This window comes from Mucilaginibacter pallidiroseus, from assembly GCF_007846085.1.
Lineage (GTDB): Bacteria > Bacteroidota > Bacteroidia > Sphingobacteriales > Sphingobacteriaceae > Mucilaginibacter > Mucilaginibacter pallidiroseus.
The window spans coordinates 76,302-95,203 of sequence record NZ_VOEJ01000009.1 but is presented as its reverse complement, the minus strand read 5'-3'; the positions used below and the strand labels follow the sequence as shown (position 1 = coordinate 95,203).

20 protein-coding genes are annotated in these 18,902 nt (G+C 38.5%); all 20 read right to left on the bottom strand.

The features are described from left to right. Position 1: 1 nt before the first annotated feature. The 20 genes from FPZ43_RS17140 to FPZ43_RS17045 all read right to left on the bottom strand — a co-directional run bounded on the left by FPZ43_RS17140 (position 2) and on the right by FPZ43_RS17045 (position 18,900). Complete coding sequence (locus tag FPZ43_RS17140) at positions 2–997, bottom strand: glycosyltransferase family 2 protein (RefSeq protein WP_146383165.1); 996 nt, start codon at positions 995–997, stop codon at positions 2–4. Continuing rightward, on the bottom strand, positions 998–1,921 hold the full coding sequence (locus FPZ43_RS17135; RefSeq protein WP_146383164.1) for a glycosyltransferase family 2 protein: 924 nt from the start codon (positions 1,919–1,921) through the stop codon (positions 998–1,000). It abuts the gene before it with no gap. Positions 1,922–1,932: 11 nt separating this feature from the next. Beyond that, positions 1,933–2,886: a hypothetical protein gene (locus FPZ43_RS17130; protein WP_146383163.1), complete on the bottom strand. Its 954-nt coding sequence runs from the start codon at positions 2,884–2,886 to the stop codon at positions 1,933–1,935. Continuing rightward, positions 2,859–3,788 (bottom strand): glycosyl transferase, encoded by a 930-nt coding sequence (locus tag FPZ43_RS17125; RefSeq protein ID WP_146383162.1) that lies wholly within the window; start codon positions 3,786–3,788, stop codon positions 2,859–2,861. The genes FPZ43_RS17130 and FPZ43_RS17125 overlap by 28 nt, the downstream gene beginning before the upstream one ends. A 4-nt stretch (positions 3,789–3,792) precedes the next feature. Beyond that, entirely contained in the window at positions 3,793–4,710 is a 918-nt protein-coding gene (locus FPZ43_RS17120; protein WP_146383161.1) for a glycosyltransferase, read from the bottom strand. Beyond that, positions 4,700–5,536 carry a glycosyltransferase family 9 protein gene (locus FPZ43_RS17115; RefSeq protein ID WP_146383160.1) on the bottom strand — a complete coding sequence of 279 codons (837 nt, stop codon included), beginning with the start codon at positions 5,534–5,536 and terminating at the stop codon, positions 4,700–4,702. Before FPZ43_RS17115 ends, FPZ43_RS17120 begins: the two co-directional genes overlap by 11 nt. Before the next feature lie 114 nt (positions 5,537–5,650). Then, positions 5,651–6,652 (bottom strand): glycosyltransferase family 2 protein, encoded by a 1,002-nt coding sequence (locus FPZ43_RS17110; RefSeq protein WP_146383159.1) that lies wholly within the window; start codon positions 6,650–6,652, stop codon positions 5,651–5,653. After that, positions 6,643–7,620 carry a glycosyltransferase family 2 protein gene (locus FPZ43_RS17105; protein WP_186461878.1) on the bottom strand — a complete coding sequence of 326 codons (978 nt, stop codon included), beginning with the start codon at positions 7,618–7,620 and terminating at the stop codon, positions 6,643–6,645. Before FPZ43_RS17105 ends, FPZ43_RS17110 begins: the two co-directional genes overlap by 10 nt. Beyond that, the gene (locus tag FPZ43_RS17100) at positions 7,602–8,402 is read right to left on the bottom strand and encodes a glycosyltransferase family 2 protein (RefSeq protein ID WP_186461877.1); all 801 of its coding nucleotides are present in this window, start codon (positions 8,400–8,402) and stop codon (positions 7,602–7,604) included. The genes FPZ43_RS17105 and FPZ43_RS17100 overlap by 19 nt, the downstream gene beginning before the upstream one ends. 1 nt (position 8,403) lies before the next feature. Next, complete coding sequence (locus FPZ43_RS17095; protein WP_146383156.1) at positions 8,404–9,117, bottom strand: class I SAM-dependent methyltransferase; 714 nt, start codon at positions 9,115–9,117, stop codon at positions 8,404–8,406. Positions 9,118–9,120: 3 nt separating this feature from the next. Further along, positions 9,121–10,212 carry a hypothetical protein gene (locus FPZ43_RS17090; protein WP_146383155.1) on the bottom strand — a complete coding sequence of 364 codons (1,092 nt, stop codon included), beginning with the start codon at positions 10,210–10,212 and terminating at the stop codon, positions 9,121–9,123. A 39-nt stretch (positions 10,213–10,251) separates the two neighbouring features. Then, positions 10,252–11,301, bottom strand: coding sequence for an MBOAT family O-acyltransferase (locus FPZ43_RS17085; RefSeq protein WP_261381122.1), 1,050 nt, complete (start codon positions 11,299–11,301; stop codon positions 10,252–10,254). 351 nt (positions 11,302–11,652) lie between these two features. Next, complete coding sequence (locus FPZ43_RS17080) at positions 11,653–12,537, bottom strand: glycosyltransferase family 2 protein (protein ID WP_222430995.1); 885 nt, start codon at positions 12,535–12,537, stop codon at positions 11,653–11,655. Between the two features lie 72 nt (positions 12,538–12,609). Then, the gene (locus FPZ43_RS17075) at positions 12,610–13,554 is read right to left on the bottom strand and encodes a nucleotide-diphospho-sugar transferase (protein WP_146383153.1); all 945 of its coding nucleotides are present in this window, start codon (positions 13,552–13,554) and stop codon (positions 12,610–12,612) included. Continuing rightward, a complete protein-coding gene (locus FPZ43_RS17070) occupies positions 13,544–14,587 on the bottom strand; it encodes a glycosyltransferase (protein WP_146383152.1) in 1,044 nt (347 codons plus the stop codon). The genes FPZ43_RS17075 and FPZ43_RS17070 overlap by 11 nt, the downstream gene beginning before the upstream one ends. Next, complete coding sequence (locus FPZ43_RS19350; RefSeq protein WP_186461876.1) at positions 14,578–15,222, bottom strand: glycosyltransferase family 4 protein; 645 nt, start codon at positions 15,220–15,222, stop codon at positions 14,578–14,580. Before FPZ43_RS19350 ends, FPZ43_RS17070 begins: the two co-directional genes overlap by 10 nt. A gap of 493 nt (positions 15,223–15,715) precedes the next feature. Then, positions 15,716–16,261 carry a hypothetical protein gene (locus tag FPZ43_RS17060; RefSeq protein ID WP_146383150.1) on the bottom strand — a complete coding sequence of 182 codons (546 nt, stop codon included), beginning with the start codon at positions 16,259–16,261 and terminating at the stop codon, positions 15,716–15,718. Further along, positions 16,258–16,758: a glycosyltransferase family protein gene (locus tag FPZ43_RS17055; protein WP_146383149.1), complete on the bottom strand. Its 501-nt coding sequence runs from the start codon at positions 16,756–16,758 to the stop codon at positions 16,258–16,260. Before FPZ43_RS17055 ends, FPZ43_RS17060 begins: the two co-directional genes overlap by 4 nt. A 13-nt stretch (positions 16,759–16,771) precedes the next feature. Further along, positions 16,772–17,899 (bottom strand): DegT/DnrJ/EryC1/StrS family aminotransferase, encoded by a 1,128-nt coding sequence (locus FPZ43_RS17050; protein ID WP_146383148.1) that lies wholly within the window; start codon positions 17,897–17,899, stop codon positions 16,772–16,774. Beyond that, positions 17,899–18,900, bottom strand: a complete 1,002-nt coding sequence (locus tag FPZ43_RS17045; RefSeq protein WP_146383147.1) for a ketoacyl-ACP synthase III — start codon at positions 18,898–18,900, stop codon at positions 17,899–17,901. The genes FPZ43_RS17050 and FPZ43_RS17045 overlap by 1 nt, the downstream gene beginning before the upstream one ends. Between the last annotated feature and the right edge of the window lie 2 nt (positions 18,901–18,902).

The following is an 18,902-nucleotide window of genomic DNA, read 5'->3' as shown; positions in this document are numbered from 1 at the left end:
ATTAGTTGTGTGGTTGCTGTATTTCTAAAAAGCGTTCCCGGGTGTGCTTAAGTAAAAATTTATAGGTGGGCATTTGTGAGTGCAAATACCTCTTCATATCAGGTATATGGCTTGCATGCTTTATAAGCCATTTCGTAATTTGAAACCAGTCATTTATATTAAAATATTTATAAAAGGAGCTGCTTTTAAGAATTAGTAGATTGGCGAGAAAAAAGACGGTAACGGGCGATGGCTTTTTATCGCGATGGTTGGATAATGCAATTTTAAAGGCTCGTCCGGGTAATTTATCTGACTTAACAAAACTCGCTAGCATTAAGCATTGTACGGCTATCCAATGATAAGGAATATTAGTACGATTGGTAGTTTTAGTTATTGAAAAATTAGCTAGAGGCTTTGCATGAAATAGGAGAGGGTGTTCAAAACTACGTTCCCTTATCAGCTCAACGGCATTAAGCAAAGCGTTATCAGGCACAGCATATTTTTGACAATTAATTGTTCTATAAACCATTGCCCCGTTTGAGTGTAGTGCAGCTAATACCTGATTAGGTTGGGGCCAGCTAAAAAGTTTGTTTGCAGACAAACGCCAGGTCGTTTCGCCGGAATCAGTCCATCGGTCCCCATCGTCTTCTCTCCAGATACGCATGTTACTCCAAGCAATCTTTGCGACTGGATTTTCAACTAAAATCGACAGCATTTCTTCAAGAAATGTAGGCTCCCACCAATTATCATCTTCAAGAATACTCGCAAATTCTTCAGCACAATTTTTAAAGGCTAAGTTAAAGCTCTTAATGCCGCCCAAATTTTGTAAGTGGTTTTTAATAATTAAGCGACTGTCGTTTAGTTGTGCTATGTAGCGTTCGGGAAATGTATCTTCAGGGTGATCGTTATGTACTTCGCAAATCCAATCTGTGAAGGTTTGATCGAGCAGACTTTTTAAGGCTCGTGGCAGCAGGTTATTGCGTTTGTATGTGAAAAGGTAGACTCTGCAGCGTGGCAATTAAAGTATATTCAGTTTTTGCTTTATGAGCTTTACAGTTTTCCAACCTAATAAAGTGCTTAGTATTTTGGTATATCCTCCCGCGGGATATGGCAAGGAAGTGCCGCCCAATTCCGCTATTCTTTTTTCAGCCAACGAAGTTAATTCTTTATGTATCGGATAAAAGGAGTATACTAAGCTTTTAAAATGGTTGGCAACTATTTGCCTTACATAAGATGTGTTACAACGCTGAAGAAGATATTGCGTTCCCAAATTTACAGAGTCATAAGCAGATAAGGCAGCCTTTGCCGATGTAGTGCTTGACAATGACCCTTTTATACCACTCCGATAGTACAGTATTGCATTGTCACTAAAACGCAGTTCATCTGCACACAACAAAACGCGTATCATAAATTCGAAATCGTTTATCAGAGACAACTCTTCGTTCCACAATCCTGCGTTGTCAAGAATGTGACGGGGAATGAGCCACAAGCCGCACTGCAACATTACCTGGCTTTTACTCATGGATGCAATGAGCCAGTTAAAGGGTACATCATTGGTTGTAATCCAATTTTTTTCAAGTTTAAACGTGTTTAAGTCATCGTTGTAGAACCTTCCCCAGGAGCCAAATGCAATGGCGTTAAATTGCCCATTTAGTGTTGCAACCTGTGATGCTATGAAGTGAGGCGATAGGACGTCGTCTGCATCGAAAAATTTTATTAGTGAACCGCTAGAAAGGCTATATGCTTTGTTGGCAGCAGCGCATTGACCAGCATTTTTCTGATGAAATACTTTAACACGTGAATCTGAAATGCTTTCGAGCTTATAAGCGGTATCATCCGTAGACCCATCATTCACAATTACCAATTCCAAGCACGTGTATGACTGTTGCAAAACTGAGTTTACTGCTTCTAATATATATTTCCCGGCGTTGTATGCCGGCATGCATACAGAAACTAACGGATAATTTTTTTCCACTCCCGTGTAAAATAGGACAACTTAGCCTTGAAAATATAGTGCCTGCAAACTTGATACTCTTGAAAATGCGGCTTTAAATCAAATAACACTTTATATCTATCTGGGTCCAAAGCGGTCGCTTCCTGTTTGAAAAGTAGATAACTCATCAGGGTTTGTTCAATGCGTGCAGGGCCTGTATTTTTATAGTCGTCGATAAGTAATTTGGCCTTCTGTTCAAGATCTTCATAATCAACCAAATCACTGTTATAAGCGATAATCCCACCGTTTACATTGGGCGCACATTGAATATTGTATTTGTAAAGCAATGTTTGCAACTCGTCCACAAAATATGAGTCGGTCAGCAAATCAGCCATGTAGATGGCTTTTTTATTTTCAAATGCATCCCTGAGTTCAACCGGATTATGAAAGAAGATCATGTCACTATCCATATGAATTTTCCAGCCGGGCGCACAGTGAATGTCTATCATCCGTTTGAAAAATGGATGCCAGTTTCGCAAGTAGTTTAGCGTTGGGTATTGCTCGTAAGGCAATGTGTGAGTAAGTCTTTCATCAACGTCAGTTTGCAATATAAAACTGGCATCAGGAATTGCTCTTCTCATAACATTCACATGAGCTTCGCTTAAAGAGCCGTCGCTGTAAACGGCAACATTAAATTTTACCGATAGCTGTTTATGCAAGCTTTGAACACATAATAAAGTTTGGTGCCAATAGTTTTTGCCTGTAAGGAAGCAAAAAGTAATCTGATCAACTTTTGCTTCTGTTGATATCGGAAGTAAATGAGTAACAGCATTTTTAAGGGCCTTTTCGCCAATAGCATATCTTATTGAGCCTGCAATACCAAAGTGACTGATCTGATACCTTATCCCCAGCGTAGGTGCGAAAATATATTTATATAGCAGTTTCCCTACTCCCAATTTGCTATTTTTTTCCAAGCCTCTAAAAAATAGATAGACTTGGATAGATCTACGTAGTGATGCAAAGTACTCCCATCTATCAAAGTTGCGGGGTTGACTTTATATTTATTTGCATTGAGAACACATGAGGGTTTGGCTCCAATAAGCATTGCTGTGAGCGCTTGTTCGAGGTAATAAGACGCACCTTCTTTAGCCTCAAGTTCTAATATCCATTGTTCGACTTGCTGCCATTCGATCGATCCACTTTTCAAACCAATAGCACCAACGTTTAGCAATTGCGGTACTTTTTCGCCACATAGCTCTTGCATAAGGTTTGTAGGGTAGCCGTAACTTTCCACGCAATCTATCATGTGGATTGGCACTTCAGGGGCATTTAACCAACTTATCAAATCATCCGGACGTTGCCAAAATAGCATATCTGAATCTAAAACAAGTTTCCATTCGTTTTCTGCGATGCTGTGAATGTCAGTGAGCTTTTTTAAGTGGGGGTAAACCTCCCTTTTTTTATGTATCACAGGGAAGTTGATCTTTGGGATAACCTTTTCCAAATTCGCCTGTATTTGCGTAGAAGTAATAATGCTTGCGCAAGGCAATTGTTGGTTGATACGCGAGATTAAAGGCGCATCTAACGTACCGTCATCAACCAGGATGAATTTAAATTTATCTGCACAACAATTTGCAAGTGACTGAATACAGAATAAGGTTTGATGGATGTAATTTGACCCGGTTAAAAAGTAAATAGGTAAGCCATTGGTGTAGGAGGTTATTGGCGGTAATGATTTTGAGGCCGCTTTCATTGCTTGCTGGCCATTTAGCATCTTCTGGTATGCCTGCCGTCCCCCAAAACGCATTTTATCCTTGTATTTCGACAGTGGATGCCGGTATAAGTTGTTGATGATGTCTTGAAAAAGTTTTTTCAATTTGCTACGAAAGTGAAGCCAATCCTTCTAATAAGCCACAAGCCCCTCTCCATTTCACATAAGCCGCTGGTGTGCTCCATGCTTTATATGTAAACCAGGCTTTTAGCTTCCGAATATTAAGCGTTAATGGACTGATTTTTTGCCAAGGGCAAATGTGGTACTTGGCCAGTAGCTTTACCCATGATGCGTTTGTTTGATTATGCAGTTCGGCTAAATAATTTGGCTGCATACGCGATTGAGGAATAATGTGTCGTAAAACCAATTTGGGAAAGTAGGCACATTGCCAGCCATCAATTAGCGCGTTTATAACAATTTCATTATCTCCCCCGGATGACAACGAAGTTCCGCTTCTGTCTGTAATTGTTGACCGATCAGAGTTTTCAATCATTTGTAAATACTTTGAAAGCGCTGCTTTACGGATTGCCATACCAGCACCAATAGGCGCAGATTTCGGATAAGTGCTTGCCCATTTGCTTATAATTATCTCATCACCAAGGTTTCTTATTGCAAGATTACTTTCAAACTCACAAAGCCAGGTTGGGGGAGTGGCCTCAAACATCGGTAAAGATTTTCCGCCTACAACACCCACTGAAGGTTGTTGATCAAATATCTCGATAACCTTTTCCAAATAATCGCGTTGTAACACATTATCGTCATCGACCATTACAATAATTTCACTTACAGCTTTGCTAAAGCCAGCAAGCCGCGCAAATGTGAGCCCTTGTTTAGCTTCCTTAATAAGGTATGCATTTTGATGCCAGCTCAAATCAACTGCAATTGGCGGCGTTGTGTTATTGTCGACAACTATAAGTTCCCAGTTTGCTTTGTCAAGTGTTTGATCTTTAAGTGCATCTAAAGTTTTCTGGAGCCGTGATGTCAGTGGGGCGTAAGTAGGAATGACTACCGATAGATTAATCCCCATTGATTAGTATCTCTGGTTCCAAAGGCTCATTAATCAATTGAATTTCTTTTTCAACAGCTTCCTTTACATCATCAACCGAAATTATTTCCATGCATAGCTTGTTGTAATTGCATGTATTGAGTAGCCAGCACGGAGAACAGGGGATGTCACTATAGATGTTTCTAAAGTTTTTATAACCAGTTTGTTCCGGAGATTCCCGGCCGCCATATATAATTACTGCACGGCAATCCACAGCCCGTGCTAAGTGCATTAAAAAGCCGGCATATGATATCAAAAGGATAGATGACTTTAATATAGATGCGCTTTCACGAAGTGTAGTTTTACCACGAAGATCCAGGACATTACTAAGCGGCGGATCGTTTAGCGTACCAAGTTGAACAAAGTCATACTTGTTTTTGAGTTGACTTACTAAGCTTTGAAATCTTTCAGGAAACCAATCTTTATTTGTAGAATGTACCGCTGCACCGGCACCTGAATTAACTATAGCAATTTGATTTTTAAAGTACTGGCCTTGATTTAATTCTTGAGGCGTCAGCTGTATTACCGGTTTATTTCTTATATCAATTTTTAACCCAGCTATTCTTGCCATAATTTGTACCACATGGCCGGGAGGTATAGCATTGTGGTCAGTTTTAGAGTCATATTCACCATACTGAAGATTGACTATTTTAGTCCCGACGATTTTTAAGATACTCGTTGAAAGGGTTTTATTAAACGGGATAACGAGTGTAATGTCGTTATTGCCGCGGAAAAGCTCATCTTTATTGCTTTTAATCCAAATGTTCCGATAGCCGTTTTGTTGCATGGCCGCGGTTAGGGTGGTCATAAGTAAATTGTCCCCAAGCGAATCTCCAAAAGAAAATATATAGGAGGGAGCACCGTGGTTTACGATTTGTCTTAGCGTATAAAAAATTGTTTTAAATAAATTATACACTCTTTGTTATCGTAAAGACCTCCATTTAAGTAAGCATTTTACAAGGAAAATTAAATTTTCTTTAAAAGTTAACTGTTTGATCTTATTGCTTAAATCAATTTTGTTGCGCTTGTAAAGATCATCGAGATATGTGTTGAATTTTGCTTCGTCGTAAGCATTGGCGCAATTGTTAGCAGCTTTTAATTTTTTTATCCAAGTATCTAATTTGGGGAGATAGTCATAGACTGGTACTGCTGAACAAAAAAACAAATAGTCGTGAAGTCTCAATTCCAACTTTGTTGGGTTTATCCCTAGCGCTTTTAATTGACTTGTTATAAAGTTTGCCTTATTAGTTAGTTGCTGATGATTTTTTTTATTAGATACCTGATTGCTATTTAGGCGGTATTTGAGAATGACATCTGGAATATTTGCCAGACGTTTACTGTTAGATATCCTTATCCAAAAATCGTAGTCTTCACTTGGTTCCAAAGCTTCATTATAATAAAGTGAGGACTTTGCCAATTCTTCAGCTCTCAGCATTACTGTAGGGTGGCAAATAGCACAGTCAAATAGCAAGTTTATCTTTATGAATTCAGGATCAGTTTCGGAAACCCAATTGAAGGGTTTATTTGAAAGCTCAGTTCCCGTAAATTCAAAAAATCCGCCGCAAACAGCTATGTCACGGTTTTTTTCTAAAAAATTAAATTGTTTTTCAAAGCGATCCGGCAGGGCTATGTCGTCGCTATCCATACGTGCAATGTACCTGCCTCTTGCCTTCTTCAAACCTTTATTTAAGAGGGGTGTGTAGCCAACATTAACAGAAGATCCATAATATATAATCCTTTCATCATTATAAGATAAAATTATGTCGGCAGAGTTGTCTGTTGAGCCATCATTAAATATCAAAAACTCAAAATCTGTAAAAGATTGGTTTAATACACTTTCAATGGCCTCCCTTAAATACGCCTCACTGTTATAGACTGGCATAATTACAGAAATGGCCGGAGCAAATTGGTTGTCTACAGACATTTTTGGCACCACAAAAGGCTCTTAAAACGATTGATAAAAGTTTGAAAAAGCCGTCTTATTAACTTCTTATCAACAATAAGTGCCAAGTATAATATTTCAACATTTTGCTTAGTGAAAAAATACCTGATTGCGGGATTCCACATTCCATATAATTCATGGAGCTTTTGCTCATATAAATAAATGTCCGGAGACGGCTCAATCGCCTGTTTTAGCTTATAAATAGTTTCATATTGCTCTTTAACGTTTTCTAAGCGCTTAGAGGGGTTGCTGCGCGTGGTATTTAGGTGATATCTAAAATAATTTAATGGCTTATTGATATAAGATACTCTTGAATCAGTAAATATGTAAAACCATATTCTCCAATCGCCTGTAAATTTAAGCTTTTCAATTTCTGCTAGGTAGGTAGATGGTGGGTAGGCACTCTTTCTAAAAACTACACAACTGGCATTTGGTATAACGTTTATGAAGTGATTGTACACTTTATTTAAATGCTGCCCGCCAACACAAAAGTCATTTACCCATAAGTTGGTATTTAAGAAGCTCATCCAACGGCTCCACCGCCCAAGTTTGTTGTTGTCAACATCAATTTCATAAGAGTCGGTGTAAACTAATTTAATATCATTATCTCCGCTTTCAAAAATTTCTATACACGATTCAATAAAGTTTTCATCAGCAATGTCGTCACTTTCAGCTATCCAAATATACTCTCCCTTGGCAATGCTTACTCCTAAATTCCATTGTTTAAATGGACTACCACTATTTTCAGAGTTAAATAACACATTTTTTATTTTCGGATTATTTCTGAAGTGTTCGATGATTTCCCTACTATTATCGGTTGAAGAATCATCTAAAATTATTACTTCTATATTTGGATAGGATTGATATACGACACTTTTGATCCGTTCATCTAAATATCTAGCGTGATTATAATTTGGTATGACTACTGATACTAACGGAAACCTATCCAATTCTTTAAAAATTTGGCAAAATATTTAAGACTACTTCTTAACGGCTTGGCATGATCGTTTATGTACATGGATTCGTAAACGTATGATTGGTTAAAACGCTTTATGATCTGATTTTTGTACTTCAGGAATAGATAATTCCGGGTTTCTTCAAACACCTCAGCACCCGACTTTCCAATCATAGAATGACTGCTGATTCGATAATAAAACGATCGCTCGTTAATAAACTGAAAGCGATAGTCGTGAAAGAAACATCTTAGCCAAAAGTCCCAATCCTCATATCCTTGATATGGCATTTTTTCATCGTATCCACCAACCTTTTCCCACACAGACTTTTTAAATATAGCGCAAGCATCAATATAATTTCCATAAAGCAAATCACTACCGCCGAAGGTTCTGGTTTGGAATTTCCTGGAGCTAATGTTTTCGCCAAAAAACTCTGGTGAACCGTACACTATGTCACATTTTTGGGCTTTTAGAAAATACAAGCCTTTGGTAATGTAAGATGGAATTATCCTGTTATCAGCGTCAAGCGGCAAAATTATGTCATAAGTTGATTTTTTGATACCAGTGTTTCTTGCACTTCCCAAACCTTGGTTAGGTTGATTTATAACCATTATACCCTCTTCATGGAATTTATTAAGAACGCTTATAGTAAAAGAATCATTCGAGCCATCATTGACAATTATAACTTCAATTTTAACATTACTACATTGTAGCACACTCTCTACTGCATCACTAAGGTAATGCCCATCATTGAAACAAGGTATAACTACGGTTATCACATTATATTTTTTTAGCAACTAACACGTAGTTCATGGTATTTGCCTCATCACAATATTTATTATCAAGGTATAAGAAAAATCTATTTATAGATTTAATTCCACCTATAAGTTTAATGCAAGCTCTAATAAATTTCCCCTTTAAACCCTTTATCCCATAAACTTGAGGATAAAGCGCGTGTAGAAATGCCTGTCCGGCGACAGACCATTTTCCCCCATTCGCATTTATCTCGATTACCTCAAAGCCGGCCTTTTCTACGATGTACTTTAGCCCATGCTTGGTAAATCTAAAAAAGTCGTAAGGCTCTTCATGCAGAGGCCAGTACATAGGCCCACTTAAAATAAAATGTCCACCAAGTTTAAGTACTCTGAATGCTTCGTTTACTAAACCTTGATGGTCTTCAACATGCTCTATTGTTTGTGTTGAGATAACTGTGTCGAAAGTATTATTAAAGACAGGTATCTCATTTGCTTTGCATATTATATCCACGAGGTTGTCACTTGACTGTATGATGTCACAGCCGACATACTCAGAAATGTTTAGATTGATAATGTCTTGGTACGGTTTATTACCGCATCCTATATCAAGTAATCTTCCGGTTGCAAAAATTTTAATTGCTTTAAATAGCTCACGGTGATATGATACATAATGCAAATAATTTGAATGCCTATTACTTACCTCGGAATTATTCAGCCTTTGTAAATTTTGTTGTCTCACTTCTTACTTTTCACTTGACGAGCCACTAATCAAACTTTCATTAAAAAACATGTTTGTTTTCTCTACCCAAAGATTCATTCCCTTAGGATTCCAATGAGCATCACTCCTGTAATATAAATTTTGCTTTTCAGATTTAAAGGTATCGTAAACGCTTATAACAGGTACGTGCACTTGAGATTCAATTCGTTCAAGAAGATGATTATATTTTCCTGAGTCATTGTTATAAATGCTAACAGGGTTGGGTACAATTGATATGGCCACGTCCTTAAAGCCTATCTCTCTATAGTAGTTATAATCAAATCTAAGGGCCCTGCATATCTTGTTTACATTTGAATCTGATATTTGCCTCATAGCAGATTGGTTGCTGCTTGTATCAACAGTAATACCCAGAAAAAGTCGGTCCTTAGATGTGCTCTCAGACACATCAGCAGGTAGGCGGTTAAAAAGCGTATAGTTTATCTGCGCCTTTAACTCTTTAACTGGAGTTAAATATTTATTGTCAAAAATCAGCAGTTGGAGGTTCCGATCCAGATCTTTATTGAAGATGATGTCGTGAATCCTGGATGTTATTGATTTGCCTTTTAAATCTTTTTTGGACGAGTTTTCAGAGGCACTCTTAGTTATGTTCAGCTGCTTTTCACCAATGGGCAACTTTATTCCAGGGCTTGTCTTCTTATAATATTGAGCAAGATTACGCTCGGCGAACTCTAAAATAAGATAGTTATCTAAAGCAGTATCTAATTTAATAGCGCCAAATGGAAACCGCCGATCTAAAAAGACGACATAGTCGAAAGCGTCAAATGCGCCATTTAATTCTTTATCTGCCAAAAAGCTATCGCCAATGATATAGAGAGCCCGGTTGTTTTCGTTTTTATTTCTTGGTGTCGGATACTTGGTAAAGGGTTCTAAAGCAATTTTATACCTATGTAAGTAGCAAAGTCCGTATAAGTCACCGTAACGCCACCTGTCGCTTTCCAGAAATAAGTTATTGTAAAGCGATGGATGAAGCGCTCTTGGCCTTAAATGATAAAAATATTTTTCAGATTTTATCTTATTAATAAACGATTGATTCATTCCTGTAATGAGGATGATCATACTTATCAATAGAATAAAGATTCCACAGCTTTTTTTCAACTAAAATTGAAAATAAATAAATTGAGATTCATTGAAGACCCCAAACAAATAGCAGGCAATTATCAATACTGCTGTTACAGCAAGTTTTGTTGATATAGCAAATTGATGTTTTTTTAGATACCTTTCTCCGCCCAGCAAAATCAGTATCAGAGTAGCGCAGTAAAAAATTTCGGGAGTAAGCATCGTGCTTGCTGCGGTGTACACATAACTACCTGAGAATATTTTCGTTAAAATATAGGTAGCATCAACTACCGATTTGGCCCTAAAAAATATCCATGCAAGGCATACCAAGTTAAAGGTAAATATCAAGTTAATCGGCCTGTATGTTTTAATGGTTACATTATACTTGTTTAATAACTGATAGCCAATCAAAAAAATGCCGTGTATTGCCCCCCATACTACATATTTCCAGTCGGCTCCGTGCCACAGACCACTTAGTAAAAAAACGATCAGCAAATTAATGCAAGTGAAGTAAAATCCCTTTCTGTTGCCGCCTAAAGGGATATAAACATAGTCGCGAAACCATGTCGAAAGCGAAATGTGCCAACGTTTCCAAAATTCCGGGATATTCTTGGAAAGATATGGTGTGTTAAAGTTTTGCATTAGTTGAATTCCCAAAGTAAGTGCGGCGCCTATGGCAATGTCAGAATAGCCGCTAAAATCACAATATATCTGAAACGCAAAAAAATAAGTTCCAATCAGTAAATCAAGGCCAGAGTGATGATGACTATCGGAAAAAACAGGGTCTACATAAAGTCCCAGTCTATCGGCAATGACTACTTTTTTAAAAAATCCGATGGACATTAGGAAAAGGCCGCTAAAAAAAGTTTTATTATCAAAGTTTATCTTTTTATAAAACTGGTGCAAAATATGCTGGGGCCGCTCTATAGGCCCGGCGACCATTTGCGGGTAAAATAAAACATATAACGAATAGATACCGAGATGCCTTTCTGCAGATTGATTGCCTCTATAAACCTCGATAGTGTAGCTCATAGCCTGAAAAGTGTGGAAAGACAAGCCAATAGGCAATATAAGGCTAATGAGGGGCATTTGCTGTAAGTGAAGGTTTGCTGCAAATAAATTTACATTGTCAGCTAAAAAGTTATAGTATTTGTAAAAAGCTAGAACTCCTATGTTGGCTAACAAGCTCGTTATTAAAAGCAGTTTTCGTTTTTGGCCATAAGCTCTTTCAATCAGTAAACCTGCTATATAATCGATGATTATTGTAAAGAAGATGATAAGAATGTAAGCTGGCTTAAAGTACATATAAAAGTAACAGCTTGCCGAGAGTAACCAAATCCAGCGGAACCTGTGCGGCAGCAAATAATAACCAACGGTTACAATTGCAAAAAACAGCAGGAATAAAACGGAGTTAAAAAGCATCTAATGCTAGTGCAATAGTTAGATCCAATTAAAAGTGCGGTATATTTTCTTTCTAATCCTATCCAAAAGTGCAACGCGTTTCCATTCTGGAACCGGCCCATGTCCATCCTCCGACCAAATCTTTAAATGATCCTGATGCCATCTGTCTTTTATTTTAGGATCGTGCGTCTTGGCATCATCGTGCACGTTTGCAACAGATAGTACTTCCCTTATTCTTTTACGCTTTTGGCCCTTAAGCAACCGTAACCACAACTCGTAATCCAAAGCGCAATGTAGTTCCTCCCAAATGGGTTGATGTATTTTGCTGGTCCAAAAACAAGAAGGTTGAGCCAGGTTAGGCATTTTTATAAAGTAGTCGCTATGAGGCATTACCTTAACTGTTTCAACTTTATTAGTACTTGTATTAAAGGTTTGTGCAAAGCCATAAACAAAGTCGACCCGACGTTTTATAAACGCATTTGCAACCTTAAAAAAAGCATCCTGTGTGTAATAATCATCGCTATTTATCCAGGCATGTATATCGCCGGATGATAGGCTAAATCCCTGGTTTATGGCATTACCCTGCCCGCCATCTTTTTCGCTTTGCCAGTAGCTTATCCAGGGGGAATACTTTTTTATAATTTCCGCCGATCCATCCGTGCTGCCGCCATCAATAATTATAAACTCTACATTAGGATAGTTTTGTAAAAGAACGGACCGGATTGTTTGTTCTAAAAAGTTAGCCTGATTATAAGATGGCGTAACAATCGTAATTTTAGGCCAGTTTTTTTTCGCGCTATAAATTTCGGGATTTGTCTGTATAGTCCAAGGCCAGCCAAACTTTGACGTAGGCGGTAATAAACTAAGGAGACCTATTTCTACAGTATTGACCGGGTATAATTTATTTTGCTCCGGATTGTTCAAAAGACTTGAATAGATACGTTGTGAAGTTTGCAACCTTGAATCGTAGTAATGTTGATTGACTGGCGAATTGCACTATTTCTTGAAACCTTTCAAATAAAGTGTCTTTATAAAAGGAAAGCGTTTGCCAACGGCAAATTTCATCCTGTTAAAACGTGTATTACCAAACTGGTATAACCTTTTGTAGGTATTGTAATCTGCTCGCTCATGAATTTTTACTTTTCGAGGGTGATCAATTTGTTTAATAGAATAACGTTTTCTTTCCGATATAAAATCATTAGGAACCAAAGTATGTGTAGCAAGCGGACCAAATCCAATATTATTAACCAAGTTCAGGTTTGGAGTAATACCCAATCCCTCATTTTTTAATATTGTGTACGTCCACTGATAGTCCCAAGTATCAATATTACTATCAATCACAGCTTGAAAAGCGTCTTTCCAAAAAGATGCTTCATATGTATCTTTGAAGTTGCGGCTCACGAGGTGTTTGAGGACAATTTCGTTATCATTTAAGTTGAAGTCGTATAAGTCCCAAGCTCTTTTCCATGTAGCCCACCCCCAAATGAAGATATAACGGCTAAAGTAATAGCTGTTAGGTTTTCTGGAAAGCTCTTGGAAACTTGACCCACCTATATGCATTACCAATTTGTTGTACCTGTATTTTTCCAACATTTGTTCGCAAAAGAAAAAAAAGCTTTGATCAGGCAAGCAGTCATCTTCTAAAATAATTCCTTCATCAACGTTTTCGAAAAACCAAGTGATTGCATTTGACACAGCTTTTCCGCAGCCAAGATTTTCATCACGTAATAGTGTATTAATTTCACATGGCCAATCTATTGATTGTAAGACAATCTTGCGTGTTTCTTCACATTTTTCCCTTTCATCCACCACGTCTTTTCGAGGTCCATCGGCCGCCACGAACAGCCTGGACGGCCTGGCTTCCCTGATGGCTTCAAATACAAGAGCAGTTTGGATAGGCCGGTTAAAAATTAAAAATAAAACGGGCGTACTAAGCTGCATAATCAAATATTTTTAACCTGGCTGCAAGGCTATGCAAATGCTCCTGGTGTTCAATGATATCGGTCTTTCTGGTAAAGAGTGCCTTTGTGTGTCCCGAAAGATTGGCTAAATTTATTTGATCCTGCTCGGTGATGACTTCTCGTTTTAAAAATCTTTTATAAAGCAATATAAGCCTGAACTTTACGAGGTTAGTAAAACATATTTGTTGCCAACGCCTAAGTACTTTCTTTAGCGGCTCAGGGTTTTGCTGTAGCTTATGAAAGTAACCGGAAAGCAGCACGTTTGAATAAGACGACCAATAAGTAAGCTGATTGATAAACTTTATATTTTGTCTTGACAGGGGTACAAAGTGCCTAAACAGCAACCTGTCATCGGCTTTAATTTTATAGCCCATTAAATAAATGGCAAAGCATAGTTCAACATCTTCCCCACCATTGAGCTTTTTGCCAACACGACCTGGCGTTATCATCATAAAACCGAGTCGTTTTAATTGTAATAGTGCAGTTCTTCTAATAACAGATCCTGCGCCGTAAACCCAATGTTGGCTTTCTGCATCAGGTTGAGGGCCATTAACATAGGCTTTTCTATGTTTCACAGCAAAATCGTTAACGGGCATCTCTGGTTCAAATTGACCGTTGGCACCAAGTACACCTATGTTATTGTCTGCTTGCATAATGTCAAAAGCAGTCTTTATATAAGTTGGGTTGAGCCAATTGTCATCGTCGCATAACACAATATACTCGTAAGAAGCTTCATCTACCCCTTTTTCAAACGCTTTTATTTTTCCCGGTCTTGGCTCGCCGACAATTTTTAACGTTAAATGGGCACTTTCAAATTTTTGCCATTCCTCTTGCGCTATAATAGCTGTATTATCTGTAGATGCATTATCTACCACAATAACTTCCCAATCTATTTCCGATGGGACTTGTTGCAATGCAAGGTGTCTTAAAGTTTGCGGCAGCCTTTGCGCACTATTGTAACAGCATATGACCACAGAAACACCCTTTGTTACTTTAGTGCTGTCTATGCGCATTGATAAATAGCATCCATTTTGCTTTTAAAGGATGCATATGTAAATAATTCATTATACCTCGCGTACGAATTCTCCCCAAATTGCTTACGCAAATCCTTATCTTCAATCAGACTGCTGATAGCTCTAACATGTTCATCAACATCTGTTGCAGATACAACATGGCCGTTATACCCATTAATCACCGATTCGGGCAGCCCGCCAACATTTGATACCACGCATGGCAACTTATTGTTCATAGCCTCTAATACCGCAATGCCTTGTGGCTCGATGATACTTGGCTGGTAGTAAATGGTCGCAGTTTTCAGTTGCTGTTGAGCAATTACAGAGTGACCACAAAAGTGAATGTTGTCGAAATCTGATGCTAAGCTTTGGAAATGGGTTAATAATGGACCATTACCTAACCACTCAAACCGTACTGAAGGATATTTGATGGTCAATGTTTTGGCTGCCTCAAACCAAATAGATGGGTTTTTGCGCACGTCTACATGGCCCAAAGTCATAACGGTAATGTCTGAACTTTTACTTTGTAATTGAACGGACTGCTTTGGCGCATCCAATAACGAATTATATACCACTCTAACGTACTTGCTTCTTGATTCAGCAATTTGCCAATTCTCGGTGATTGCGTTTTTCATCGAATTTGATACGGTGATGATTTGTTTCCGAGCCCCTAAAAAAACGTTACATACGTTAATTGTAAACGGGCTCATTGCTGGTCCCGGTAAGCTATGCAATATGTATCTCACACGTACAAAAGGCAAGGCAAGCAAATAAAGATACCGTTCAGGTTCAACGGAAGATATTGTTATATCACTCAATCCGTACCTCATGCTTAATAGCAATATTTTTAAGTAGGCGCAAGCAAGCAGCAAAATGTTTTTAATATTGGTAGTTTGCTTATAACGCGTTTGCACATGCGCGGGCAACCAGGGTATAACCTTAATTTTTTTAAACCGTTCGGTGGTTATATTCTCCAGGTATGTTAACTGGTCTTTATTTTCCAATACCAACACAATGTTAGCTGAAGTAAAGTATTGAACCAGTAGCTTAAAATGACTGTTACTTCCCCCTGAGTCGAATAACTTTGCAAACAATATATGTGTTTGTGCTTTCAAAAAGAGTTATTACTTAGGCAGGAGCCAGTATACCAAGCAACGATTCTCGATCGGTATCTGAAAGCATAAAGCGTTGCTTCATGGCCAAATTACCCGCTTCGATCAATTTGTCCCATTTTGGCTTATCTAATGTTAAGTTTTCAAGCAAGTCAATAAGGTCGTTTGTATTCCTACATTGCGATGCTGACGAAACGGTTGCGTCGTTTAACGAGTTATCAGCATTTAAAAATATCGTTTTAAAGCCGTTGTTTATACTTTCAATTCCCGAGAAACCGGTAAAGTTGCCAATAGTAAAGTTTAAAAAGTAGCCCTGCTTAATTTCGACAGGCATGTTTATAAAGCGGATTGATTTTTTTGTAAAATCAACCATATTTCTAACGCTTAAAATAGATGCGAGCAAAAGGGTATTACGATATAATGATTCGCTGATAATGTCACCAATAAACAAAATGCTGATGGAGTTGATGCCTTTCTCTTTGAGTTTGTAAAGCACAAAAAGTAAAGCAAAAAAAGAATTCTTGTCATCGCTAAAGCGCGCTACTACATTTACCCTAATCATATATCAGACAAGAATATTTTAAAATCCCGCGTGCTGCATTTAATACTCGCATATTGGCTATGCAACTCATTTGCCTGGTATTCATTTATGAAGACTATCGTGTCTTGCGCATTATTGAAAATAAACTCAGGGTAAATGAACCTGTTTTCGTTATACTGAACCCGGTTTTCTACATGCCAAAAAAAACGTTTGGTGTGTTTTACAGCATCAAACATCTTAACCACGTTGTATAAACCAATTACCTGTACGCTTTCAAAGTCGCGCTGCGCAAAATATTTAAGCTTTATATTCCAATACAAAGCGCGAATAAGATTCACAGGATTGCGCAGTTTCCATATTCCTTGTAATGTGGTTCGTACTACTTCAACGCCCATTTTTTTAAGTATAGGGTCGTAATATTCCGTGTTATAGTTATTGGCTATCAGCACAGTAACCTTTAAATTATTTTGGTGCGAAAAATGAACCAGTTCATAAATTAACTTTTCGGCACCAGCCATAAGTAAATGGTTACTAATTATAAGCACCCTTGGCATAAAACCGTTTTATTGTATCAGTAACGTAACCAACGTCACTTGTCGTTATTCCCGGGTACATAGGCAAGCTTAAACATGTTTTGGCAAGTTGTTCTGCAATAGGGAAGGAGCCAACTTTAAAACCCAGGTGTTGATACGCATTTTGTAGATGTGGTGGTACAGGGTAGTGTATAGCTGTTTCGATACCATTTTCTTTAAGAAACAATTGCAACTCCTCGCGCTTATCAATATGGATAACATATAAGTGATAGGAATGCGAGGCACCAGCTGCTGTATGTGTAAGCTTAATATCATTTACATTGGCAAGCAACAAATCATATTGCTTTGCAACTTCTTGTCGCTCGCTTGTAAAACGCTTTAGGTAACTTAATTTCACCGATAAAAATGCAGCCTGTAATTCGTCTAAACGCGAGTTATAACCCACTATTTCATTATGGTATTTTTGCTCCGATCCATAATTTCTCATCAAAGCTGCCTGCCTGGCTAAATCGGCGTTATCTGTCGTGAGTGCGCCGCCATCACCAAGTGCGCCAAAATTTTTTGTAGGATAAAAACTCGTAGCGTTGATATGCCCAAAACTGCCGGTTGCCTTTCCTTTAAAAGTTGCACCGTGCGCTTGTGCGTTGTCTTCAACAACAAGTAGCTTATGTTTATATGCTATCGCCATAATCTCATCCATTTGGCAAGCCTGTCCATATAAGTGTACCGGCATTATTGCTTTTGTTTTTGCAGTAATTGCCGCTTCAATTTTATATGGATCGATGTTGCTTGTGGTAAGTAATGGCTCAACAGGTACAATGGTGGCGCCAACATGGGAGATGGCGAGCCAGGTTGCAATGAATGTATTCGACGGAACAATTACCTCATCACCGGGGCCAATATTCAAAACTTTCAAAGCAATTTCGAGTGCATCCAATCCGTTGGCTACGCCTACGCAATGTTGAGTGCCCGAAAAAGCTGCATATTGTTCTTCAAAGGATGAAAGCTTTTTGCCGAGAATGTACCAGTTGGATCGATAAAAATCATGAAAAGCTTCATTTATTTCAGCTTCCAAAAGTTGATTGATGTATGAAAAATCAAAGAATGGAATGTATCTACTATGCATCAATCAAACTTAATTACTGTGCCGCCCCATGAATAGCCTACACCAAAACCCGCAAGCAGCCAGTGTTGCCCTGCAGCAGTGTCCTTTTCTTTCAAGGCATGATACAAGGCTATTGGGATAGTAGATGATACGGTGTTACCTACCATAGCCATATAGATGAAAAAATGCTTCGAGCCGATGTGCATCTTCTTACGCAGGTGCTCGAGCATAAACTGATTAGCCTGGTGCAGAACAAACTGGCCTATGTCCGATTTCTTCAGCTCATTTTTTAGTAACGTCCTATCTACCAAGCCAGGTATTTCGCGTGATGTAAATGTAAATATCTCCGGGCCATTCATATATATAAATTCGTCCGGGAAACGGCCCTCAACTGGTTCGGCGGCCTCTTCTATTGCCCGTGGGAATCTTAAACCACCCTGTTTAACCATTAAGTTTCCTGCACCTCTGCCATCGGTACCCAAATCAAAATTACCTATCGATGCAAAGCCATCAGTACTAATCAGACTTGCCGATGCGGCATCACCAAAAATCGTACGATTACCCTTGTCCTCCGGATGTATGAATTTTGAGTACGTTTCGGCAGTTAACAGTAAAATATTGCTGGCAATACCAGCCGTAACAAGCCCCTTAGCAACCGCTAAGCCATAAACATAACCCGAGCAGCCAAGGTTAAAATCAAGCGCGCCTGCGCTTACAGGAATATTAAGCCTGTCTTGTATGACACACGCAGTGGATGGCAAAAACTGATCGGGGCTTTGCGTACAATAGAGTATAAAGTCAATTGCTGTTCGCTCTATCGCGTGCTCGGCAAAAAGCTGTTCTGCAGCTTTTACAGCCATATCCGAGGCATATTCATTGTCGGCGGCTATACGCCGTGTCTCGATGCCAATTTTTTTTGCAATCTTCTCGGCGCCCCATTCCGGAAATAGCTGCGCAAGTTCGGCGTTAGTTACTTCCTTTTCAGGTAAATAGTATGAAATTGCTTTTAAATAAGCCTGCATTT